The organism is Nocardia sp. NPDC052566 (assembly GCF_044547285.1).
Taxonomy (GTDB): Bacteria; Actinomycetota; Actinomycetes; order Mycobacteriales; family Mycobacteriaceae; genus Nocardia.
On sequence record NZ_JBIUAF010000002.1, the window covers coordinates 729,345 to 752,183 of the forward strand.

Here is a 22,839-nt window from a genome sequence, read left to right on the forward strand (position 1 = left end):
CGTCAATGGGCGTCAATCCCCCGGACGGGGGGTTGCGCAATGCGGGAGGGCCGATCCGCACTCGACGGACCGGCCCGATTCCCTTGTCTAAGAGGTGGTTTCGATGGCCGCGATGATGCGCGGGCGCAGCTCCGCGGCACCGATGACGGCGTCGACCGAACCGACCTCGACCGCGCGCCGGATGCTGTGCACGCGATCGAATTCGGTGGCCACATCGGCGACCTTCTCCGTGCGGACCGAGCCGCGCAGCTCGTCGAGCTCCGCGGTCAGCGCGGCACGATCGGCGCCGGAGGCGGCCGCGACGCGCGCCTCCATCTCCCGCACGCGCGGATCGGCCGTGGTGCGCGCGTCCACGTCCGCGGCGAAGACCACCGCGGCCGCCGGTGCGCCACCGAGCACCGAGGCGAACGAACCCTCGACCGCGAGCACGGTCATCGACGGGTTCAGCGCCTTGGAGAACACCACGAACGCGCCACCGTGGTAGCGCGAGAGCACGCAGAACACAATGGGCCCACGGAAGTTCACGATCGCGCGGCCGATCTCGGCGCCGTACTCCAGTTGCAGCTTGCGCAGCGATTCGGGTGAGCCGTCGAAGCCGGACAGGTTGGCGAGCACCACGAGCGGCCGGTTACCGCTCGCCGCGTTGATCGCCCGCGCGGCCTTCTTCGACGACTGCGGGAACAGCGTGCCCGCCGTGTAGGTGTCGGGGCCGTCGGTGGGCGGGAAGCCGCGGCGCGGCACCGAGCGCGACTCGATGCCCAACGCGCACACCGGAATACCACCGAGGTGCAGGTCCTGCACCACCGCCGTTTCGGCGTCGGCCATCCCCGCCCAGCGTTCCAGCACCGGATGGTCCTGGTCGGACAGTGCCCGCATGACCGTCCTGATGTCGAACGGCTTCTTGCGATCCGGGTTGGCCGTGGCGGAGAAGATCTCGCCGACGGTGGTGAAGTCGCTGTCCGCCACCGCATGGGGGTAGCCGCACACGTCGCGGTCGATCGGGTCGGTCGTCGGCACGCGGCGCGGCCCCGGCTCACCGGGCGCGACGTAGGTGTGGTCGTAGTGCGAGGTCAGCACCTCGCGCGCGGCGAGCAGGTTCGGCGCCCAGTACTGCGCCTGACCGTTGGGGCCCATTACCCGTTCGAAGCCGCCGATGCCGAAGTTGTCCTCGGCCGAGACACCGCCGGAGAAGTCGAGCGCGCGCTTGCCGGTGAGCACCATGGTGGAATCCGGCGTCATCACCAGGATGCCCTTGGTGTGCATGAGCATCGTCGCCTCGGCGTTCCAATACGGCTGCGCGCCGACGTTGATGCCGGCGACCACGATGTTGATTTCACCACCGAGCTGGGTGAATTCGATGATCCGCTTGAGCACCGCGGCCACCCAGTCCATGTTCTCGGTGCCCGACTCCATGGAGACCCTGGCGCCCGAGGACAGCGCCCACCACTCCAGCGGCACCTGCATCCGCTCGGCCAGATCCAGTGCGGCGTTGACCCGGCGGCACTCCGGTTCCGACAGCGCGCCAAGGGATTTGGTCGGATCGCCGAGCAGCACGACCCTGGTGACGCCCTCCGGATGCCGCTGGGTCCGCGTGGTCACCACACCGGCGACGATCGCCGCGGTATTGCGCCCCTTCGGCCGGTCGACCGGGACGAGCGTATGCGTGTCGTCGAGATCGTATTCGGTGAAATCGCCCAGCTGACCGGTCAATTCGTAGGGGTACACGGTGTTGCGGCTGCTGGCGCGCAGCACCTTCAGCCGGTAGTTGTCCAGCGGCTCGATCGGCTCCTGCGAGGGCGCACCGATGACGAGTTCGGTGCCGCCGGTGGCGTCGAAGCCGACCCGCAGGGCGATCTTGTCCAGCCGCTCGGTCTTCGGATTGCGCTGGCGCGCGATGAACAGGATCTCCTCCAACCCGGCGCCGACCGCCGTCGGCAGCACCCGCTTGGCGATCTTGTTCAGTTCCGCGCGGGTGATATTGCTCGGCGGCCACACGTAGACCACGATCCGGTTGGTGCTGAAGCGCTTTGCCATCGGGCGCTGCGCCTGTGCGCGACGGATGGAGTCCAGGCAGGTGGCCAGGGTGTTCTCCACGGTGGGCAGCGCGATCAGCCTGCCGTCGTGGTCGCGCAGCTCGATCAGGTCGCGCACCTGCGCGAACGCGACGAGGCGATCGTCGGACGGATTCTCCCTCGCCGCGGCGCGGAAGAGGTAGATCTCCTCGTCGTCGGAGGACGGCAGCCTGGTCAGATCGAAATTGCTCAGCCGCTCCATGTGCATGCGCTGGGCGATGAACGGGTGCAGGCCGCGGATCAGGCGCTCCTCGACGATCCCGGCGTCCGAGCGGCGGAAGGTGAAGTGGTGGTGCATCACCGCGCGCCTGCTGCCCGCGACCGCGATGGTGAGCCTGCCGATCTGGTCCGGCAGCGGGCCCGCGGCGACGACCTCGCGCAGCGCGGCCGCCATCGCGTCGAAACCCTCCGGCTGTTGCTCCCAGTTGAGGTAGATGTCGGCGTCGACGGCATGCTCGCCGCTGGCCTGCGCGGCGAGCCCGCGCAGTGCGCTGCCGAGCGCGTCGAAGCTGACCGCGGCCGAAACCACGTGCGCGCCATCGCGTTCGGCGAAGACGAAGGTGCAGCCCTCGGCCTCGGCGGTGCGGACGCCGGTGAGGCCCTTGTTGCCGTAGTACCGCCGGGTGAGCACCTCGAGCATCACCGCGTTGTTCAGGTTGCGGCGGGCGAGCCGCTGACCGAGGACGCGCACCAAAGGCTCGGTGCTGCGCACCATTTCGGCGATCCGGTCGACGCGATCCGGTGCGTCCGGGAAGCTGTCGAGGTGGCGCAGGTGCGTGCGGACGTCGGCGTAGACGCGGGCACGGGTGCGGCGCAGCAGCGGCTGGCCGAACCAGGCGAACACCACGCCGCGCGCGAGGTCGGCGACCACGGGGAAGCGCAGCTGGGTGGCCGCGATCAGCCGCTCCAGCGCGAGACCGACCGGCTCGCGCGAGGTGGCGTCGGGCATCGGCTCGCGCAGCCACGCGCGCAGCAGCGCGACGAGCACCGCGGCATTGGCCGAGGAACGCTGCTGGGCCAGGAAGATGCGGAAGACCGCGGCCTCGAGTTCGGGGGAGCGGTCCAGCTCGGCAATGCCGTAATGCCGCAGTGCCCTGGCGAGTTTCGTCTGGAACGAGGTGGGCAGCCCGGCCCGCTCGACATCGAGGCTCTGCAGATAGATGTGGAAATACTCACGGGCACTGTGGATGTAGCCGCTGCCGCCGTCGTCGTCGGCGGGCCGGTTGTGGCTCAGCTCGGCCAGATCGGTGAAGACGCCGACGAGTTCGATCTCCTCGGCCAGCTGCCGGTGGCCCGCCTGATTCGCCTCCTGCCGTGCGGCGAGGTAGTCGTCGAGCGCCCGGCGCTCGTCCTGCGGGTCGACATCGAAGCCGAGCAGCAGGCTGCGCAGATTGTTCCTGCCGCGCTTCGTGCGCTCCGGCGCCGGCAGGCCGACTGGCCCGCTCGGCAGGTCGAGCTCGACCGGCTGCGCGCTCGGAAGCTGTTCGGCCGCATCGTCTTCGGTGGCGATCGGCTCCAGCCGCATGAGCGGCGCTCCGGTGTCGACCTGGGTGCCGACGGAGACGGCGCACTCCTTCAGCCGCGCCGCGAACGGTGCGCGCAGCACCGTCTCCATCTTCATGCTCTCCAGCACGATCAGCGGCGCGCCCGCCTCGACCTCGTCGCCGACCTTCAGCGGTGTCGCGACGACGAGCGCGGGCGCGGGCGCGCGGACCACGCCGCCGTCGTCGCGGCTGATCCGGTGGGTCACGCCGTCCACCTCGACCAGGTGGACCGGGCCGTAGGTGCTGGTGACCAAGCGGTATCGGGTGCCGTTGACCACGATCTGCCCGGTGTTCCGGTCGAAGCGGGCGAGTTCGATATCGGCGGTGCGCAGGTCGTCGCCCGCCTCGATGGCGACACGGAACCGGTGCGCGCCGACCCGCGCGACGCGCACGCGGTAGGTGACGCCGCGCAGTTCGAGATCGAGCGGCCTGCCGCTGTGGTGCTGCACCTGCGGACGTCCGCCGGACGCCGTCGTCAGCAGCCGCTGCCGCTCGCCGCTTTCGGTCTCCTCGTAGGTCTCGATGGCGGCGGCGGCCAGCGCGACGGCCGAATGCCGGTGCGTGACGAGCCTGCCCTCGGCGCGCACCCGGTCGACCCAGCCGGTGTCCGCGCTGGCGTCGATGACCTCGGGCTGGTCGAGCAGATCGAGGACGAAGCTCTTGTTGGTCGCGCCGCCCTCGATGATGACCGTGGTCTGCGCCATCGCCTGGCGCAGCCTGCCGAGCGCCTCGTCGCGGTCGCGGCCGTAGGCGATGATCTTCGCGATCATCGAGTCGAAATCGGCGGCGATGGTGTCGCCCGCGCTCACGCCGGTGTCGACCCGGATGCCGGGGCCCGCGGGCAGGTCGAGCCGCGCGATGCGGCCCGGCGCCGGCGCGAAATCGCGGTCGGGGTCTTCGGCGTTGAGCCTGGCTTCGATGGCGTGGCCGCGCTCGACCGGCTGTACGCCGTCGAGGCGTCCGCCGGATGCCACCAGCAGCTGCGCCTTGACCAGGTCGAAGCCGGTGGTGGACTCGGTGATCGGATGTTCCACCTGGAGGCGGGTGTTGACCTCCAGGAAGGCGAACTGCTTGTCGCCGGGGTGGTAGAGGAATTCGACGGTCGCCGCGCCGCGGTAGCCGACGGCGAGCGCGAGCCGTTCGGCCGACGCCTTGAGCTCGCCCGCCTGCTCGGCGCTGAGCACCGGCGACGCGGACTCCTCGATGATCTTCTGATTGCGCCGCTGCACCGAGCAGTCGCGGACGCCGAGCGCCCACGCGGTGCCCTGACCGTCGGCGATCACCTGGACCTCGACATGCCTGGCGCCGGTGACCAGGCGCTCGAGGAAGACGACGCCGCTGCCGAACGCACGCGCGGCCTCCTGGCTGGTGCGTTCGTAGGCGTCGGTCAGCTCGGCCGCGTTGGTGATCACGCGGATACCGCGCCCGCCGCCGCCCGCGGTCGCCTTGAGCATCAGCGGGTAGCCGATCTCGGAAGCGGCGGCGAGCGCGGCGTCCAGCGACTCCACCGCGCCACGGCTCCACGGCGCGACCGGCACGCCGACCTCTTCGGCGATCAGCTTCGCGCCGATCTTGTCACCGAGTTGGCGCATGGCCTCGGCGCTCGGCCCGACGAAGGTGACGCCGATCTCCGCGCACAGCTCCGCGAACGCCGGATCCTCGGCGACGAAACCCCAACCGACCCAGGCGGCATCGGCCTCGGTTTCCAGCAGCGCGCGCTCGAGCACCTTCAGGTCGAGGTACGGGCGCGCCGACGCGGGACCGAGGTTGTACGCGATATCGGCCTGGCGCACGAATGTGGCGGTGCTGTCCACATCGGTATACAGCGCGACGGTCTCGATCGGTGTCGCAGTCTCCGCCGCCAACGCCCTGACGGCGTGGATGAGCCGCATCGCGGCCTCACCCCGGTTGACGATTGCGATGCGTTTGAACACTCGACAGCCCTTCTCCTAGCTTGTGGCCCACAGATTCGCGCGTCATGCCGACTCGATCTGTGTATACGCGTTGCACACGACCTCGGTTCGCTCGCCGGTGCACGCCGCCCACCGCGCAGTGGGACCGAAGATATGTACTACCACCCCGCGGGATGTCCCGCCTCACAATCCCCCGCTGGTGAGGATTAGCTCACTTTTCTCGCGGCGGGCAGCAGCGCCGTCAGCGCGGTGGACAGGTGGGCGCGGGCATCGTCGGTAGTGAGCTCGCCGGACAGCCAGCGGGCGGACAGGCCGTCGGTGAGCGCGGTGACGATGAGGCCCATCGCGTCCGCGTCCACGGTGCTCGCGAGGTCGCCCGATGCCTGCGCCAGCCGGATCGCGTCGGCGATCTCCGCGTCCCACTGCCGCGAGGTTCTGGCCAGCGGCGCGCGCAGCGGCTGCTCGAACACCGCCGACGCGCGCAGCTCGTGCCAGACCAGCGCGTTCTCGAACACCTCGGGATCATCCTGGATGTCGGCGAGCGCGTGCAGGTGCAGCCGCTCCAGCGGGGAATCGGATCCCTCACTGGCCGTACCGGATTCGCGGGCGCGATCGTTGATGTAGGTCAGCGCGGCGGCGAGCAGCCCGTCGCGATCCTTGAAGTAGTAGTAGAGCAGGCCGGGGGAGACGCCTGCGACCTCGGCGACATCGTGCACGCGCAGCCCGCGAACGCCGCGCTCGGCGATCGCCTTCGTGCTCGCTTGCAGGATCGCTTCACGTCGGCTTGCCATGCACTCGCTCCAGTCGGTCGGCTCCCACTCCCCGATCCAACCTAGCTCGAGTGACGTGTCACCCGAGCGCGCTCGGCTGCTGCTGGGTGATGCAGTGGATGCCGCCGCCGCGGGCGAAGAACTCCCTGGCGTCGACCGTGCGCACCTGCCTGCCCGGGTAGACCTCGGCGAGGATGCCGCGTGCCCGGTCGTCGCCGGGATCGCCGAAGCCGCAGGCGATTACGCCGTCGTTGACGACGAGATGATTGATGTAGCTGTAGTCCACCCAGCCCTCGCGGTCCCGGAGTGCCCGCGGCGCCGGGACTTCCACGATGTCCCAGGATCGGCCGTCCGCGTCGTGCGTATCCGGCAGTAGCCGCAGCAACTCCTGTGTGACCGCGTGATCCGGGTGTGCCGCATCGTTTTGCGCGTGGACGAGCAGCACCCCCGGTGCGGGAATCGTGGCGACGATGTCGACATGTCCACGGGTGCCGTGCCGTTCGCTGTCCCTGGTCAGGCCGCGCGGCAGCCAGATGACGTGCCTGGCGCCGATGGTGCGCGCCAATTCGGCCTCGACCGCGGCCTTGTCGAGCCCGGGGTTGCGCATCGGATCGAGTTGCACCGTCTCGGTGACGAGTACGGTGCCGAGCCCGTCGACGTGGATGCCGCCGCCCTCGTTGACCAGTGCCGAGCCGATCACTTCGGCGCCCGCGGCAAGGCCTGCGGTCGCGCCGATCTCGGTGTCGCGCTCCCAGTTCGCCCAGTCCTGCTGGCCCCAGCCGTTGAACACCCAATCGACGGCGCCGAGCCTGCCGTCCTCGGTATCGAGGACGAACGTCGGGCCGATGTCGCGCATCCACGCGTCGTCCAGCGGCGCCTCCAGCACATCGACCATGTCCGACAGGTACTTTCGCGCCGCCTGCCGATCACGGGGATCGACAACCATGGTTACCGGCTCGAATTCGAGGATCTCGTGGGCGACCCGCGCCCATGCCTCGCGTGCCTCGTGCGCGGAGGCGGCGGTGGCGAATACGCTCGCGCCGAGCGGTGGGAACGCCATCCACACCCGATCCTGCGGCGCCGTCTCCGACGGCATCACCCAGCTCATGCCGTGTCCATTCGGCATGAGCGGGGGCCCTGCGTGGTTACGCTTCGCTGCCGCCTCCGGGCCTGACCCGCTCATGCCGTGTCCATTTGGCATGAGCGGGGGCCCTGCGTGGTTACGCTTCGCTGCCGCCTCCGGGCCTGACCCGCTCATGCCGTGTCCATTTGGCATGAGCGGGGGCCCTGCGTGGTTACGCTTCGCTGCCGCCTCCGGGCCTGACCCGCTCATGCCGTCTCGCTCTCGAGTGCGGCGGTCAGGCGGCCGTAGGTATCCGGACGGCGCGTGGCCGGAAATGGGAACAGCCCCAGCCAATCTCGGCGCTGATCCAGATCGAGATCGGCGACCAGGACCGCGGCACGGTCGCGCGGCGCCTGAACGAGTACCCGCCCGTAGGGGTCGGAGATGAACGACGACCCGTAGAACCGGACGCTGCCCTCGTCGCCGAAACGGTTCGGCACGACCATGAATGTGCCCGCGGTGATGCCGTTTCCGACGATGACGTGCTGCCACAGCGGCTGGGTGTCGAAGTCGGGGAACGATGGCTCGGATCCGATCGCGGTGGGGTACACCAGGATTTCCGCACCGCCGAGCGAATAGATGCGCGCGACCTCGGGAAACCACTGATCCCAGCAGGTCGGCATTCCGATTGCGGCGCCGTCGAGTTCGGCGGGCCGGTAGACCGGATACGCGTCGTCGGCGGGGCCGGGGCGGAAGTAGGTGTCCTCGTAGTAGCCGTCGCTGATCGGGATGTGCAGCTTCCTGGTCCGGCCGATCAGCTCACCGGCGGGCGATACCAGGATGGCGGTGTTGAAGCCGAGTCCGTCTGTGCCCGTAGCTCGTTCGTAGAGCGAGGCATGCACCGCGACGCCGTGCCGCCGCGCCGCGGCCGCCGCGAAGGCGAATGTCGGTCCGGTCGTGAGGTCTTCGGCGGTGGCGCCGGGGTTCTCCCCGGCCCGGATGTCGGCGGGGTAGCGGGAGAGGGTGAGTTCCGGGAGGAACACCGCACGCGCGCCCTCGGCGGCGGCCAGGCCGATGCCGTCGAGCAGCGCGGCGCGCAGTGCCTCGGAATCGGGCAGCCATTGATGCTGAACCAGTCCGATGCGAATCGGCGTGCGGTCGCTGGTCTCGGTGCGCGCGTGGGACACCGGGGGTGTGTACGCGGTCGATACCACGAAGGTCGGGTCGCTCATGGCTACCTGCTTTCTGTGTTCGTAAACTGAATATTCAGTCAAACCCGTAGCCGGAAGTGGCCTGGGGTGCGGGCAAGGGGGCGGGGGAGGCGGCCGAAACGCGGGACGCCGCAAGGTAAACCGCGGCCGCGACGAGGCCGGAACCGATCACGCTGATATCGATACCGCCCGCGATCTGCGAGATCGGACCGGCGTAGAGCGTGGTGTGGATCGCCAGCAGCCCGACGATCGCGCCGGCGCCCCAGGCCAGTACGGCGGCGAAATGCCAACCGCCCGTGTACCAGTAGCGGCCGCCCTTGCGTCCCTGGGCGAATGCTTGCAGATCCACGACGTCGTAGCCGCGCACGCGCCGCCGCATCGCGCCGATCACCATGATCACGGCCCACGGGGTGACCACGGCATTCAGGATCACCGATATCGCGCTCACCGAATCGACCGCGTCGAAGACGAATACGCCGACGTAGAGCAGTGCGATGGCCAGCGCGGCGGTCATCATGGTGGTCTGGACGCGCTTCAGGCTCGGGAACACGCCCTCGAGGTCGAGGCCGCTCCCGTAGATGCACAGGACGCCCTGGCCGAGGCCGCCGAGGATCGAGATCACGACGATGGCGAAGGTGAACCACAGCGGCGCGGCGGCCACGAGATCCGTTGTGTAGGAACCGGTGTTGCCGGTGAACGTCGACGCGGTGAACGCGCCGAACGTCGCAGGGATCGTGCCGCCGAGGTACAGGCCGATGCCGAGCGCGCCCGCGATACGACGATCGCCGAATTGCCGGTGCGAGACCCGCCGGGTGTAGTCCCCGATGGTGGTCGCATAGGAGATCGGGCCCGATGCGGAGATCACCACGGCCAGGATCCAGGTCTGTACGAACCCGTCGAGCGCGTACTGGCCGGGGACCGCGCCCGCGTCGGCGTCGAAGTGCCCGGCGAACGCGAACACTCCGGCGAGCATCAGTACGCCGACCACCGGGACGATGATCTTTTGCGCCGCGACGATGGTGGCATGCCCGTAGAGCGCGATCGCGACCATCGCGGCGCCGATGGTGCCGTAGGCGAGGGCGCGCACCCAGCCCGCGTCGGGTGTGCCGAGGAGGCGAGCGCTCGCCGCGACCAGTGCGTCGCCACTGGTCCACACGGTGATCGCGCCGAAAACCAGCGCGGTCGCGAGTGCGAGCCCGGAGCCGATGAACCGGCCGCGAATGCCGAATTCGGCGCTGCTGGCGACGGTCATATTCGTACCGGTGCGCGGTCCGATGATCGCGGTCGGTATCACCACCGCGACGCCGATCAGGCCGCCGACCAATAGCGCGGGTAGCGCCTGCCAGAACGATAGTCCGAGTTGGATCGCCAGCCAGCCGTAAATCACGGCGGTCCAAGTGAATCCGCTACCCAGGAATACCGCGGCCACATTCCACGGCGACGAATCGCGCGCCGCTTCCGGAAGATATTCGACGCCTGCTTGTTCGATGCGACCGACGCGGTCACTCGTCAGGTCCACATGTTCCTTCATGCTGTGACGGTAATCTCAACTGAATATTCAGTCAAGACTTGGGAGCTGGCTTTTTCCGGTCGAAACACTGTTGTCACACAACGGATTACGCGCGGGTTGCCGAAGAATCGGCCCGATGTGTGATCGCGCCCTCGGTGACAGTCACCGCTATTGGCGCGCCGGCCAATTCATCGGGTGGGGCGAGGAGCGGGTCGACGGTGAACGCGGTGAGATCGGCGCGGTAGCCGAGCGCAACCCGCCCCGCCGAATCCGCCCGGCCCGCGGCGCGCGCGGCATGGGTGGTGTAGCCCTCCAATGCCATTGCCGCGGTGAGTGATTGGGCCGGCGAAACGGGATCGACGTCTTCCCGGCCCGCGGGACGGCGCAGCTGTGCATCGGCGAGGATGGCGCGGGCGTCGTAGGGGCCGATCGGCCAGTCCGAGCCGAGGGCGACGGTCGCGCCGGAATCGCGCAGATCGCGCGTGCGGAAGCCGCGGTTCGCGCGCTCGTCGCCGAGCCGCGACGACCAGTTGTCGGTGTGGTCGGCGCGGGTGAAGTGGCTACAGTGCGTCGGCTGCATGCTGGCCACCACACCGTATTCGCGGAACTTGCTGACCAGTTCGTTCGGAATGGTCTCGATGTGCTCGATCCGATGCCTTGCGGTGGTGGGCGCGGCATCCTTCAAGGTCTCCAGCGCGTAGCGGACGCCGGCGTCGCCGATCGCGTGCGTCACGGTCGGCACGCCGCGAGAAGCCAAGTAGTGCACGGCTTCTCGATACTGTGCGGGCTCCGGCCAGAACGGGACGGTCGATTGGCCGAGCGTATCCGGCTCGTCGAGCCATGCCGTGCCGCCGTCGATGGTGCCGTCGATGACGAACTTGACGCCGTCGACCCGCCACCGGCGCCCGCCGCGTCGCTGGAGATCGACGATGTGGTCGAGTCCGGCGCGTCCGGTGCCCGGATGGCAGCGCGGCGCGAAGCGCAGCTGGATCGGCAACTCGATCTCCTCGGCCAGCCCGGTGATCACCTCCTCGCTGTCGCCGTCGAAGTCCATGACATTCGCGGCGGTGAGGCCGGTTTCGGCCATCCCGCGCAGTATGTCGGCGACGCGATGCCTGCGCCTGCTCATCGGCGCCACCGGGACCACCGCGAGCACCAGATCCATCGCCGCCGGTTCGAGCAGGTGACCGGTCGGCCGACCGGCGCTGTCGCAGACGATGCGCGCGCCCTGATCGAATTCGCGATGGCCCGTCACACCGGCCAGCCGCAGGGCCGCCGGGCTCACCAGCGCCGAATGACCGTCGTTCAGGCTGAGATACACCGGGATGGACTCGCCGAGGGCTTCGATCAGCGGTTCGTAGGTGATCGGCGACGTGCCGAAGGTATTCGGGTCCAGCCCCCAGCCGCGGATCCAGCCCATGTCGGGCGCGACGCCGTCGGCGCGCAGCGCCTGGATCAGCTCGCCGACAGTCGATGCCGCCGACAGATCGACGCCCTCGGTCATATCCGCGCCGACCAGCGGGTGTGAATGCCCATCGACCAGTCCGGGGGTGACGGTCGCGGTACCGAGGTCGATGACCTCGGTACCGGAGCCGCGCCAGTCCCGCACATCGGTCCTGTCGCCGACGCCGATGATGACGCCGTCCTTGATCGCGACGGACTGTGCGTGCGGCCGGGCCGGATCGAGCGTATGGATCCGCCCGGCGACCAGAATCAGATCGGCGCCTTCGACGATCTTGCCCATGCGGGTCGTCCTTTCGGGTCAGGCGATCAGATGAGTTTCCATGCGCCGGTAAGTGTTTCGCGCAGGATCTGTTCCATTTCGTCGAATTGGGCCTGATCGCAGATCAGCGGCGGCGCGAGCTGGATGACCGGTTCGGCGCGGTCGTCGGCGCGGCAGTGCAGGCCCGCCTCGAACAGCGATTTCGAGACATAGCCCTTGAGGATGCGGGTGGCGTCCTCGTCGGTGAAGCGTTCCTTGGTCGCGCGGTCCTTGACCAGTTCTACCGCGTAGAAGTAGCCCGCGCCGCGCACCTCGCCGACGATGGGCAGGTCGGTGAGCTTGTCCAGGGTGGACTTGAAGCGGGACTCGTTGGCGAGCACGTGCTCGTAGATGCCGTCGCGCTCCATGATGTCGAGGTTGGCCATGGCCACCGCGCAGGCGACGGGATGGCCGCCGTAGGTGGAGCCGTGCATGAAGGTGCCGCCGTGGCGGAACGGTTCCATCAGCCGGTCGCTGACGAGCACCGCGCCGAGCGCGGCGTAGCCGGAGGTGAGTCCCTTCGCGGTGGTGAGGATATCGGGCTGGTAGCCGAAACGCTTTGCGCCGAAATCGTATCCGAGGCGGCCGAAGGCGCAGATCACCTCGTCGGAGACGAGCAGCACATCGTGGCGGTCGCAGATCTCGCGCACCCGCTGGAAGTAGCCGGGCGGCGGCACGAAACAGCCGCCGGTGTTCTGCACCGGTTCGAGGAACACCGCCGCGACGGTTTCGGGGCCCTCGAAGAGGATGGCCTCCTCGATGCGGTCGGCGGCCCAGCGGCCGTACGCGTCGTAATCGTCGGTGTGCTCGGTGGCACGGAAGAAGTTGGTGTTCGGCACCCGCATGGTGCTCGGCACCAGCGGCTCGAAATCGGCCTTGGCGCCGGGGATTCCGGTGATCGACAGCGCGCCCATCGAGGTGCCGTGATAGGCCATCGAGCGGCTGATCACCTTGTGCTTGGTCGGCTTGCCGGTGAGCTTGAAGTACTGGCGCGCGAGTTTCCATGCGGTCTCGACGGATTCGCCGCCGCTCACGGTGAAGAACACCCGGTTGAGGTCGCCGGGCGCGGCGGTGGCCAGGCGCTCGGCGAGTTCGATCGCCCGCGGATGCGCGTAACCCCACAGCGGGAAGTAGGCGAGTTCGCGGGTCTGGCGGGCGGCGGCCTCGGCGAGTTCCTCGCGGCCGTGGCCGACCTGTACCGCGAACAGGCCGGCCAGCCCGTCGAGGTAGCGCTTGCCGTTGGCGTCCCAGATGTAGGCGCCCTCGCCGCGCACGATCACCGGGGTGTCGGCGCCGGTGTCCTCGGTGTGCTGGGTGAAGTGCATCCAGAGGTGGTCGCGGACGACGCGTGCTGCGTCACTGGGGGCGGCGGCGGGCAGATCGGCGGTAGCGGTCATGGTTTCGGTTATCCCACATCACATGGGGGCTCGCAACTAAATCAGTTGCTAAGTCGTGACGATGCGACAGATATAGATCAACAGCGCGCCTCGAACTACGGATTTCGTTGTGAAGTCAGCGCGCGCCCCATTGGTAGGTCTGCTTGCGCAGCTTGAGGTAGATCATGATCTCCGCGTGCCGCACACCGGGCAGCGTGCGCAGCCGGTTCGACACCAGATCGAGCAGGGCCGCGTCGTCGGCGCAAACCGCCTCGCACAGCACGTCGTAGCGGCCCGCGCACTCGACCACGTAGCTGATCTCGTCCATCTCGGTGAGCGCGTCGGCCACCGGCTGCAGTGGTCCGTCGACCGTGATCGCGATCATCGCCTGCCGAAACAGGCCGACCTGCAACGGATCCGAGACGGCGACGATCTGGATGACGCCGGTGTCGGACAGCTTCTGCACCCGCTGGCGCACCGCGGCCTCGGACAGGCCGACCGCCTTGCCGATGGTCGCGTAGGCGCGGCGCCCGTCCTCCTGGAGCTGGGCGATGATCTTCTTGGAGATGTCGTCCAGCACCGGCGCCGTCCTGCTGGATTCTTGGTCGCTCACGGTCGGCATCCTTCCCGACCGCGTTGGCGCCGACAAGCATCGTCTCCCGTGTCGAGGCCACCGATGCGGTGCGCGGGTGGGTGGCTACAACGAAATCCGTCGAATTTCACGAGCCGCGCGCGAGGATGGCGAGCAGCAACTCCGCGCGCACCCTGGCGTTGTCGAGATCGCAGGCGAGCAGGGTCTGCGCCGTGGCGATCCGCTTGCGCACGGTGTGCCGGTGCACGCCGAGCACGGCGGCGGCCGACTCCCATTGCCCGTTCGACTCCAGGAAGGCGTGCAGCGAGCGAAGCAGGCCGGTGCCGTGGCTGCGGTCGTGGTCGAGGATCGGGGTGAGCAAGGTGGCGGCCATCGCGTCGAGCACCTGCCGGGTGGCGTCGAACGACAGCAGCGAACGACCGGTCATCGCATCGAATTCCGCTGGGGTGCCGCCATGTTCGGCGATGGAGGCGGCGAGCGTCGCGTTGGCCGCCGCCGTGCCGAGATCGCGCAGCGGATGGGCGCCGCTGAGGCCGATCCGGGTGAGTCTTCGTGCCGCGGTGTCGATATCGATCGCGAGGCGGCGGGCGAATGCCACGCCGTCGGCGGCGGGCAGCACGACGAGTGCCCCGCGGTCCGTCGCGTGCAGGAACAGGGCATGCCCGGCCCGAATCACCGCCCTTTCCAAGGCGATTCGGATATCGGAGACCGTCGCGGCGTCGCCTTCGGCGACCAGCACGCGGATCCGGCCCTGCGCGTCGGCGGCGGCCGCCAGCTGTGCCCAGGCCGGGGCGAGGTCGGTCTCGGCGCTCAACAGCAATCCGAGCGCCTGGCCGTTGAGCAGATGCTGTGCGGCCTGCAGCCGGACCGGTTTCTCGAAGTCGAGGGCCAGCAGCGAATTCGCGTGCCCGAGCAGTATCTGATCCACTCCGCTGAGCGGTGCCGGGCTCACGACCACCAGTTGTCCGTACGACCGGCGGCCGACGCCGATGCGCTGATGCGTGATCGATGCGCCCGACACGTCGGTCCGGACACTGCTCGCCGAATCGGCCGGGTCCGTGGCGAGGGCCGACCGGACCGCGCGCAGCAGCGCGTCCGGTGGTGCGTCCGGATGGCATTCGGACACGGCGCCCGCCGGATCGACGATCAGCACCGTCGCCGAGAGCGAGACGGCCAGTTCGCGGACGATCGCATGCGCGCCGGCCTTGACCAGTGCCCTGGTCATCCGCGGCTGGGCACGCGACGCGCGCAGCAGTGCGTCGTACTGGAGTTCGGCGACCCGGGCGGTGACCTTCTTGACCACGGCCGCGAACGGCGTCGGCAGCGGCACCTCGATCAGCGGGATCCCGATGGCGTCGGCCGCGTCGATCAGATCCGCGGGCACCTCGGCGTGCGTCAGCCCGGTGCCGAATCCGACCGCCGCCACGCCCCGTTCGTCGAATCCGCGCAGGTATGCCATGCGCTCGGCGGCGGTCTGCGGCAGTCGCATCCCGGTGGTGAGCACCAGTTCACCGCGGGACAGCCAGGGAAAGGGATCCTCCAGCTCGGTGGTGAGCACGAGATCGACCGCACGGCCGACGCCCGCGGCGCCGCCGCGGAGCCGGAGCGCGAGATCCGATTGGGACAACACCCAGCTAATCGGTACAACCATCGACCGCAGTGTACAGAATGGCGAACGGTCCATGAATTGTTCGCCATTTCGGCAGGAAGCGAACCAATGTGTCTCAGGGCACACTGATCTCAGGGCGAACCCGTAGACCGCGCCCGAGAGATGGACGGTGAGCAATGTCGTTGCCTGTGCTGGACAACTACATCGACGGCGAATTCGTAGCGTCATCCGCCACGGAATCACTCGACCTGGTGAATCCGGTGGACGAGACCGTCGTCGGGCGGGCGCCGATATCCACCAGGGCCGACATCGATGCCGCCATGGCCGCCGCCGCCCGCGCGTTCGAATCCTGGGGCCGGACCACACCGAGCGCGCGCCAGGCCGCGTTGCTGAAGCTCGCCGACGCCATCGAGGCGCACAGCGACGAACTAGTGGCGGCCCAGTGCCGCAACACCGGTCAGCCGAAGGCGATGATCGCCGCCGAGGAGATCGCGGTGAGCGCGGACCAGATCCGGTTCTTCGCCGGCGCGGCCCGGCTGCTGGAGGGGCGGGCCGCCGGTGAGTACATGGACGGTTTCACCTCGTATGTGCGGCGCGAGCCGATCGGCGTTGTCGGGCAGGTGACGCCGTGGAACTACCCGTTCATGATGGCGATCTGGAAGATCGGGCCCGCGCTCGCGGCGGGCAACACGATCGTGCTCAAGCCGAGCGACACCACGCCGGAGAGCACGCTGGTGCTGGCCAGGTTGACGAAAGGCATTCTGCCGGACGGGGTTTTCAACGTCGTGCTCGGTGACGCGAGCACCGGCGCCGAACTGGTGAACCATCCGACGCCGGGCCTGGTTTCGATCACCGGTTCGGTGCGTGCCGGTATCGCGGTGGCCGCGACCGCCGCGCAGCAGCTCAAGCGCGCGCACCTCGAACTCGGCGGCAAGGCGCCCGCCGTGGTGTTCGGTGATGTCGATATCGACAGGGCCGCGAGCGGAATCGCGGAGGCGGCCTTCTTCAACGCCGGGCAGGACTGTACGGCGGCCACCCGGGTGCTCGTGCACGAGTCGATCCACGACCAGCTCGTCGACGCGCTGGTGCGCAAGGCGGAGACGCTGAAACCCGGCCTGCCCGACGATCCGGAGACGTTCTACGGTCCGCTGAACAACAGTCGTCACTTCGCCGCGGTGCTCGGCAAACTCGGCGCGCTGCCGTCGCACGCCAAGGTGGTCAGCGGCGGAAACCGGCTGGGCGACACGGGATTCTTCGTCGAACCGACGATCGTCACGCAGGTGCGCCAGGACGACGACATCGTCCAGGACGAGACATTCGGCCCGGTGCTGACCGTGCAGCCGTTCCGCGACGAAGCGCAGGCGATCGAATACGCCAACGGCGTGCGCTACGGCCTGGCCGCCAGCGTGTGGACGAGGGATCACGGCACCGTCGAACGGCTCACCCGCGCACTGGATTTCGGCGCGGTGTGGGTGAACTGCCACATCCCGCTCGTCGCGGAGATGCCGCACGGCGGATTCAAGTACTCCGGCTATGGCAAGGACCTGTCCGCCTACAGCGTCGAGGAATATACGCGCGTCAAGCACGTGATGAGCTCGCACGAGTAACCGGAGCGAGCAGATGAGCAGAACTGACGCCCTGGTCGACAAGGGCCTGGCCGCAGGACAAGTCGGCACGTTCGCCGGTGCGGTGATGGGCGTCTCGACCGTCGCACCCGGCTACACCCTCACCGCGAGTCTCGGTCTGATCGTCGCCGCGGTGGGCTTGAAGCTGCCCGCGATCCTGATCGCGGGCTTCGTCCCGATGTTCCTCACCGCCTACGCCTATCGCGAGCTGAGCGCGCGGATGCCCGACTGCGGCGCGTCGTTCACCTGGTCCACCAAGGCATTCGGGCCGTACGTCGGCTGGATGTGCGGCTGGGGCATGGTGATGGCGACGATCATCGTGCTGTCCAACCTGGCCTCGATCGGCGTCGAATTCCTGTACCTGTTCCTCGCGCGGGTGTCGGGCAATGCGGCGCTGGCCGACCTCGCGGGCAACAAGGCCGCCAACATCGCGACGACACTGTTGTTCATCGCGATCGCCACGGTGGTCGCCGGGCGCGGGGTCACCACCAGTGAGCGGGTGCAGTACGTGCTCGTCGGCTTCCAGATGATCGTGCTGCTCGCCTTCGCGGTGACGGCGCTGGTGCGGGTCGGCGCGGGCGAGGCGCAGAGCGGGCTGAGCTTCGAACTCGACTGGTTCAATCCGTTCACCGGAATCACGGTGAGCGCGTTCGCGATCGGCGTGACCGGATCCATCTTCGCGTTCTGGGGCTGGGATACCTGCCTGACCCTCGGCGAGGAGTCGAAGAATCCCGACAAGGTCCCCGGCCGCGCCGGATTGCTGTGCGTGCTGTCGATTCTGCTGACCTACCTGCTCGTCGCCGTCGCGGTGATGATGTACGCCGGTGTCGGCGAGGACGGTCTCGGCCTCGGCAATTCGGCCAACGCCAACAACGTGTTCGGCGCGCTGGCGGATCCGGTGCTCGGCGGCACGGCCGGGCCGCTGCTGCTGCTCGCGGTGCTCGCCTCCTCGGTGGCGAGCCTGCAGACCACCTTCCTGCCCGCCGCGCGCACCATGCTCGCGATGGGCGCCTACGGCGCGTTCCCGAAGAAGTTCGCCGACGTGAGCCCGCGCTTCCGGGTGCCCGCGTTCAGCACGGTCGTCGCCGGTGTGGTCACCGGAGCCTTCTACACCGTGGTGACACTGCTTTCCGAGCACACGCTGATGGATACCGTTGCCGCACTCGGGATCATGATCTGCTGGTATTACGGCATCACCGCCTTCGCCTGCGTGTGGTACTTCCGCGCCGAGCTGTTCACCAGCCTGCGCAATATCGTGTTCAAGTTCGCGTTCCCGCTGCTCGGCGGGATCATGCTGCTCGCGGTGTTCGTGGTCTCGGTGCGCGAGAGCATGAATCCGGACAACGGCAGCGGTGCCTCGATCGGCGGCATCGGGCTGGTGTTCTTCATGGGCTTCGGGATGCTGTGCCTCGGCGCGGTGCTGATGCTCGCGGCGCGCCGGTGGCATCCCGAATTCTTTCGCGCACGCGTGCCCGTGCGGGACGAGACCGTCACCGCACTGATTCCGGCCGACGCGGCATAGCGCCCGCCAATACTTTTCACCATTCGACCCGAGAGGGAAATTTCGATGCTCGATACTGCCCACCGACTGGCGCAGCGGCGCAATGTGATCACCAGTCTGCCCGGCCCACGGTCGGCGGCGCTCGCCGCACGGCGCAAGGCCGCGGTGGCCGCGGGCGTCGGCTCGTCGGTCCCGGTCTACGCGGCGGACGCGGACGGCGGCATCATCGTCGACGTCGACGGAAACTCGTTGATCGACCTGGGTTCCGGCATCGCGGTGACCAGTGTCGGCGCCGCCCATCCCGCGGTCGTCGCGGCGATCGCCGACCAGGCCGCCCGTTTCACCCACACCTGCTTCATGGTCACCCCTTACGAGGGCTATGTGCAGGTGGCCGAGGAGCTCGCCGCGCTGACGCCGGGTGACCACGAAAAGCGCACGGTCCTGTTCAATTCCGGCGCCGAAGCCGTCGAGAACGCGATCAAGGTGGCGCGCTTGGCAACCGGGAAGAGCGCGATCGTCGCGTTCGACCACGCCTATCACGGGCGCACCAACCTGACCATGGCGCTGACCGCGAAATTCATGCCGTACAAGGCGAATTTCGGGCCGTTCGCGCCGGAGATCCATCGGATGCCGATGTCGTATCCGTACCGCGACGGCGGCCTGTCCGGAGCGGAGGCAGCCAAGCGGGTGATCTCCCGCATCGAGGTGCAGCTCGGCGCCGACGCGGTGGCCGCGCTCGTCATCGAACCGATCCAGGGCGAGGGCGGTTTCATCGTGCCCGCACCGGGATTCCTTCCGGCGCTTGCCGATTGGGCCGCCCGCAACAATGTCGTCTTCATCGCCGACGAGGTGCAGACCGGCTTCGCCCGCACCGGCGCCTGGTTCGCCAGCCAGCACGAGGGTGTGGTGCCCGACATCGTCACCATGGCCAAGGGCATCGCGGGCGGTATGCCACTGGCCGCCATCACCGGCCGGGCCGATCTGCTCGACGCCGTCCACCCCGGCGGGCTCGGCGGCACCTACGGTGGCAATCCGGTCGCCTGCGCCGCCGCACTGGCCACCCTGGCGACGATGCGCGAGCTGAACCTGCCCGCCAGGGCGCGCGCCATCGAGGCCGCCGTGCTGCCGCGGTTGCGGGCGCTGGCCGAAGAGGTCGGCGTGATCGGCGATGTGCGTGGACGCGGCGCGATGCTCGCCATCGAGATCGTCCGGCCCGGCACCGGCGAACCGGATCCCGTACTCACCAAAGCCGTGGCGGCCGAGGCGCTTTCGCGCGGGGTGCTGGTGCTGACCTGCGGCACCTACGGCAACGTCATCCGGCTGCTGCCGCCGCTGGTGATCGAGGACGACCTGCTCGACGACGGCCTCGGCGTGCTCGCCGACGCGCTGCGCGCGCTGACCCGCTGACGGATACGGAGAACCCGGAATGCGTGATGTAACCGCTCTGCTCGCCTCGTTGCCCACCGGGCTGTGGATCGATGGGCAACAGGCAAAGGCGAGCGAAGGGGCCACCTTTCCCGTCCACGATCCGGCGACGGGGGAGGTGCTGCTCGAGGTGGCCGACGCGACGGCAGGCGACGGTGCGCGCGCGCTCGACGCCGCGGCCGCGTGCCAGCGGGAGTGGGCGGCGACGCCGACCCGTGTCCGGGCCGAGATCTTGCGCCGTGCTTGGGAATTGGTGATCGAACGCCGCGACGACTTCGCGCTGCTGATGACACTGGAGATGGGTAAACCGCTCGCGGAGAGCGACGGTGAGGTCACCTACGGCGCCGAATTCCTGCGCTGGTTCAGTGAAGAGGCGGTCCGGGTGCACGGCCGCTTCACCCCGTCGCCGTCGGGCAACGGCCGAATCCTGGTGACCAAACAGCCCGTCGGCCCCACCCTCGCGATCACCCCGTGGAATTTCCCGCTCGCCATGGGCACCCGCAAGATCGCCCCCGCACTCGCGGCGGGCTGCACCATGCTGGTCAAGCCCGCGCCCGAAACCCCGCTGACCATGCTGCTGCTCGGTCAGGTCTTCGCCGACGCGGGCCTACCGCCCGGTGTGCTGTCGATATTGCCGACTTCGCGCGCCGCCCAGCTGACCGACCCGATGTTCGCCGATCCGCGATTGCGCAAGGTGACCTTCACCGGATCGACCGCGGTCGGCAAAATTCTGCTCGCCCAAGCGGCTACGCATGTCCTGCGCACCTCCATGGAACTCGGCGGCAATGCACCCTTCGTCGTCTTCGCCGACGCGAATCTCGACGACGCGGTCGACGGCGCGATGGCCGCGAAGATGCGCAACATCGGCGAGGCGTGCACCGCCGCGAACCGTTTCCACGTCGACAACGCGGTCCGCCAGGAATTCACCGCGAAACTCACCGCACGCATGCGCGCACTGAAGATCGGCCCTGGCCATCTCGACGGCGTCCAGGTCGGCCCGCTGATCAACGAGCGCCAACGGAACACGGTGTCCGAGTTGGTCTTCGACGCGGTGGCCAAGGGCGCGGTGGTCACGACGGGCGGCGCGAGCCAGCCGGGACCCGGCTACTTCTTCGAGCCCACCCTCCTCACCGACGTCCCCGCCGACGCCCGCATCCTGCGCGAGGAGGTCTTCGGCCCGGTGGCCGCGATCACCGGCTTCGACGGCGAAGCCGAGGGCATCGCGGCCGCCAATGACACCGAATTCGGTTTGGCCGCATACATTTACACCACCGACCTGAATCGCGCCCTGCGCGTGGGCGAGTCGCTGGAATCCGGCATGGTCGGCATCAACCGCGGCATCATCTCCGACGTGGCCGCGCCCTTCGGCGGCATCAAACAATCCGGGCTCGGCCGTGAGGCGGGTACCGAGGGCATCGAGGAATACCTGGAAACCAAGTACCTCGCACTGCCCTAGCTCGTGCGCATCGGCAGGTCGGAGAAGCGGACGTTGTGGGCGACGGCCGTCAGGTGGAGGCCGTCCGCGCTCGGCTGAATGGTCGTCAGCTTGGCGCCGAGCGGCAGCCCCTGCAGCGGAATGGTGAATGCGAGCGATTTGCGCAGCGGGCCGAGGGGAATCTTCGGCCCGCCCGCGGTGGACTGGGCCGAGACCGGCGTGACCTGGATGCCTTCGTCGGTCGGTGCGACGGTGACGATGACCGTCGCAGGCACCGGGATCCCCTCCATCGAGAAGGTTCCGGTGATGCGCAAACCGTCCGCGCCGTACGCGATCGACTTCACGCCCGAGGGCGCGAAGCTCTGCACTGTGTCGTAGGGAATCACCGCCGTTGCCGTCGCGGTCGCGGCGACGATATTGGACGTGCGCTTGTCCATCAGGTCGCTCAGCGACGCGGACAGGTCGGTCAGCGCGACATCGAGATCGCGGACGGTGATCTTCTTGTCGGTCCAGTCGCCGACCCGGATGTCGATATCGCGATAGCTGCCGCCGAGCGCCTGCGTCAGGAACGGGAATCCGCCGATATCGACGCTCGGATCGTTCGTGAGTTTGTATTCGGCGGCGATCTGGCGGCCGATCTCGTTCTGCGCCAGCACCACCGCGATCCGGTCGCCGACGATCACCGCGATCGCCAGCACGACGATCGATATCACTAGTACCCGCATGCGCTCACCCGTTCGGCCATCCCACCATCATGCTGTGTCCCAGCCTCGCAGATTGTTCGTACCGGTCACAGCCGGGGAAAGGCATGTCGGAGTCGAGCCCACGGTAGCGGGGGCTGTCGCCGATGCCGACGGGCTGACACACTCGCCGCCGTGGATCTCGACGAAGTACTGCGCTGCCTGGTGGAAGCCGATGCCGGGCGGCTTCGCCCCGAGCTCTGTGAGCGGAGCTATGTGGTCCTGGAATACGTCGACCGCTGGTCGGAGTGCGAGGATAACGGTGATATCGACTGGGACGACGACTTCGACCCGAAGGCAGTCGAAGTGTCCGGTGCGGCGACGTCGCTGTACGGTGCGTTCGACCTGTTGGCGGAAATGATCGCCCGGCCGGGGGAGGACCCGGAGAGCATGACCGCGGACGTCCGGGAGCCCGGCGTGGAGGAGCGCGAGTACGAGAAGTGGCTGGGCGGCTGGGAGCTGCGCCATGTCTCGTCACTGCGTCGGATCCATACGCCAGGGAGGCGGATGCTCGCGTATTACCTCATGGGGATCGCCTCGGCCCCAATGAATCTCATCACTGAAAACTTCCAGAGCGATTACTATCTCGGCGGCGCGGCGACCATGTTCGACGGCGCTCGATTCGTGTTCCTTATCAGTGCGGCGCCGCCGCATCAGGACGAAGCGTATGCGATTCTCGAGCGGTAGCCCT

General features: G+C 68.6%; 15 protein-coding genes. 5 read left to right on the plus strand and 10 right to left on the minus strand.

The window, feature by feature from the left end:
* Window positions 1-87: 87 nt before the first annotated feature.
* From ACIG5A_RS10370 to ACIG5A_RS10410, 9 genes are all read right to left on the minus strand, one after another.
* Complete coding sequence (locus tag ACIG5A_RS10370) at window positions 88-5,550, minus strand: carboxyl transferase domain-containing protein (protein ID WP_397239867.1); 5,463 nt, start codon at window positions 5,548-5,550, stop codon at window positions 88-90.
* A gap of 185 nt (window positions 5,551-5,735) precedes the next feature.
* Window positions 5,736-6,320, minus strand: a complete 585-nt coding sequence (locus ACIG5A_RS10375) for a TetR/AcrR family transcriptional regulator (RefSeq protein ID WP_397239868.1) — start codon at window positions 6,318-6,320, stop codon at window positions 5,736-5,738.
* Window positions 6,321-6,378: 58 nt separating this feature from the next.
* Window positions 6,379-7,407, minus strand: a complete 1,029-nt coding sequence (locus ACIG5A_RS10380; RefSeq protein WP_397239869.1) for an agmatine/peptidylarginine deiminase — start codon at window positions 7,405-7,407, stop codon at window positions 6,379-6,381.
* Window positions 7,408-7,628: 221 nt separating this feature from the next.
* On the minus strand, window positions 7,629-8,594 hold the full coding sequence (locus tag ACIG5A_RS10385) for a nitrilase-related carbon-nitrogen hydrolase (protein WP_397239870.1): 966 nt from the start codon (window positions 8,592-8,594) through the stop codon (window positions 7,629-7,631).
* Window positions 8,595-8,628: 34 nt separating this feature from the next.
* Window positions 8,629-10,104, minus strand: coding sequence for a purine-cytosine permease family protein (locus tag ACIG5A_RS10390; protein WP_397239871.1), 1,476 nt, complete (start codon window positions 10,102-10,104; stop codon window positions 8,629-8,631).
* An 85-nt stretch (window positions 10,105-10,189) separates the two neighbouring features.
* Entirely contained in the window at window positions 10,190-11,827 is a 1,638-nt protein-coding gene (locus ACIG5A_RS10395) for an amidohydrolase (RefSeq protein ID WP_397239872.1), read from the minus strand.
* Window positions 11,828-11,853: 26 nt separating this feature from the next.
* Entirely contained in the window at window positions 11,854-13,242 is a 1,389-nt protein-coding gene (locus ACIG5A_RS10400) for an aspartate aminotransferase family protein (protein ID WP_397239873.1), read from the minus strand.
* A gap of 115 nt (window positions 13,243-13,357) precedes the next feature.
* On the minus strand, window positions 13,358-13,843 hold the full coding sequence (locus ACIG5A_RS10405; RefSeq protein WP_397239874.1) for an Lrp/AsnC family transcriptional regulator: 486 nt from the start codon (window positions 13,841-13,843) through the stop codon (window positions 13,358-13,360).
* Window positions 13,844-13,940: 97 nt separating this feature from the next.
* On the minus strand, window positions 13,941-15,464 hold the full coding sequence (locus ACIG5A_RS10410; RefSeq protein ID WP_397239875.1) for a PucR family transcriptional regulator: 1,524 nt from the start codon (window positions 15,462-15,464) through the stop codon (window positions 13,941-13,943).
* A 134-nt stretch (window positions 15,465-15,598) separates the two neighbouring features.
* On the opposite strand from ACIG5A_RS10410, the gene ACIG5A_RS10415 reads away from it, so the two are divergent.
* From ACIG5A_RS10415 to ACIG5A_RS10430, 4 genes are read left to right on the plus strand one after another with little or no spacing between them, the layout of a single operon-like run.
* Window positions 15,599-17,029, plus strand: a complete 1,431-nt coding sequence (locus ACIG5A_RS10415; protein ID WP_397239876.1) for a gamma-aminobutyraldehyde dehydrogenase — start codon at window positions 15,599-15,601, stop codon at window positions 17,027-17,029.
* A gap of 13 nt (window positions 17,030-17,042) precedes the next feature.
* Complete coding sequence (locus tag ACIG5A_RS10420; protein WP_397239877.1) at window positions 17,043-18,569, plus strand: APC family permease; 1,527 nt, start codon at window positions 17,043-17,045, stop codon at window positions 18,567-18,569.
* A 45-nt stretch (window positions 18,570-18,614) separates the two neighbouring features.
* The gene (gabT, locus tag ACIG5A_RS10425; protein WP_397239878.1) at window positions 18,615-19,955 is read left to right on the plus strand and encodes a 4-aminobutyrate--2-oxoglutarate transaminase; all 1,341 of its coding nucleotides are present in this window, start codon (window positions 18,615-18,617) and stop codon (window positions 19,953-19,955) included.
* A 19-nt stretch (window positions 19,956-19,974) separates the two neighbouring features.
* Window positions 19,975-21,429 carry an NAD-dependent succinate-semialdehyde dehydrogenase gene (locus ACIG5A_RS10430; protein ID WP_397239879.1) on the plus strand — a complete coding sequence of 485 codons (1,455 nt, stop codon included), beginning with the start codon at window positions 19,975-19,977 and terminating at the stop codon, window positions 21,427-21,429.
* On the opposite strand, the gene ACIG5A_RS10435 is transcribed toward ACIG5A_RS10430, so the two are convergent.
* Complete coding sequence (locus ACIG5A_RS10435) at window positions 21,426-22,133, minus strand: DUF2993 domain-containing protein (protein WP_397239880.1); 708 nt, start codon at window positions 22,131-22,133, stop codon at window positions 21,426-21,428. The two genes, ACIG5A_RS10430 and ACIG5A_RS10435, sit on opposite strands and share 4 nt — an antisense overlap.
* Window positions 22,134-22,283: 150 nt before the next feature.
* Here ACIG5A_RS10435 and ACIG5A_RS10440 point away from each other — a divergent pair, with 150 nt between their 5' ends.
* The gene (locus ACIG5A_RS10440; RefSeq protein ID WP_397239881.1) at window positions 22,284-22,835 is read left to right on the plus strand and encodes a hypothetical protein; all 552 of its coding nucleotides are present in this window, start codon (window positions 22,284-22,286) and stop codon (window positions 22,833-22,835) included.
* Window positions 22,836-22,839: the final 4 nt, after the last annotated feature.

What these genes read in the sequence shown, in the direction of transcription:
- ACIG5A_RS10375 (WP_397239868.1), bottom strand. Translation starts at nt 6,320, where the DNA reads ATGGCAAGCCGACGTGAAGCGATCCTGCAAGCGAGCACGAAGGCGATC.
- ACIG5A_RS10380 (WP_397239869.1), bottom strand. Translation starts at nt 7,407, where the DNA reads ATGAGCTGGGTGATGCCGTCGGAGACGGCGCCGCAGGATCGGGTGTGG.
- ACIG5A_RS10385 (WP_397239870.1), bottom strand. Translation starts at nt 8,594, where the DNA reads ATGAGCGACCCGACCTTCGTGGTATCGACCGCGTACACACCCCCGGTG.
- ACIG5A_RS10390 (WP_397239871.1), bottom strand. Translation starts at nt 10,104, where the DNA reads ATGAAGGAACATGTGGACCTGACGAGTGACCGCGTCGGTCGCATCGAA.
- ACIG5A_RS10395 (WP_397239872.1), bottom strand. Translation starts at nt 11,827, where the DNA reads ATGGGCAAGATCGTCGAAGGCGCCGATCTGATTCTGGTCGCCGGGCGG.
- ACIG5A_RS10400 (WP_397239873.1), bottom strand. Translation starts at nt 13,242, where the DNA reads ATGACCGCTACCGCCGATCTGCCCGCCGCCGCCCCCAGTGACGCAGCA.
- ACIG5A_RS10405 (WP_397239874.1), bottom strand. Translation starts at nt 13,843, where the DNA reads ATGCCGACCGTGAGCGACCAAGAATCCAGCAGGACGGCGCCGGTGCTG.
- ACIG5A_RS10410 (WP_397239875.1), bottom strand. Translation starts at nt 15,464, where the DNA reads ATGGTTGTACCGATTAGCTGGGTGTTGTCCCAATCGGATCTCGCGCTC.
- ACIG5A_RS10415 (WP_397239876.1), top strand. Translation starts at nt 15,599, where the DNA reads ATGTCGTTGCCTGTGCTGGACAACTACATCGACGGCGAATTCGTAGCG.
- ACIG5A_RS10420 (WP_397239877.1), top strand. Translation starts at nt 17,043, where the DNA reads ATGAGCAGAACTGACGCCCTGGTCGACAAGGGCCTGGCCGCAGGACAA.
- gabT (WP_397239878.1), top strand. Translation starts at nt 18,615, where the DNA reads ATGCTCGATACTGCCCACCGACTGGCGCAGCGGCGCAATGTGATCACC.
- ACIG5A_RS10430 (WP_397239879.1), top strand. Translation starts at nt 19,975, where the DNA reads ATGCGTGATGTAACCGCTCTGCTCGCCTCGTTGCCCACCGGGCTGTGG.
- ACIG5A_RS10435 (WP_397239880.1), bottom strand. Translation starts at nt 22,133, where the DNA reads ATGCGGGTACTAGTGATATCGATCGTCGTGCTGGCGATCGCGGTGATC.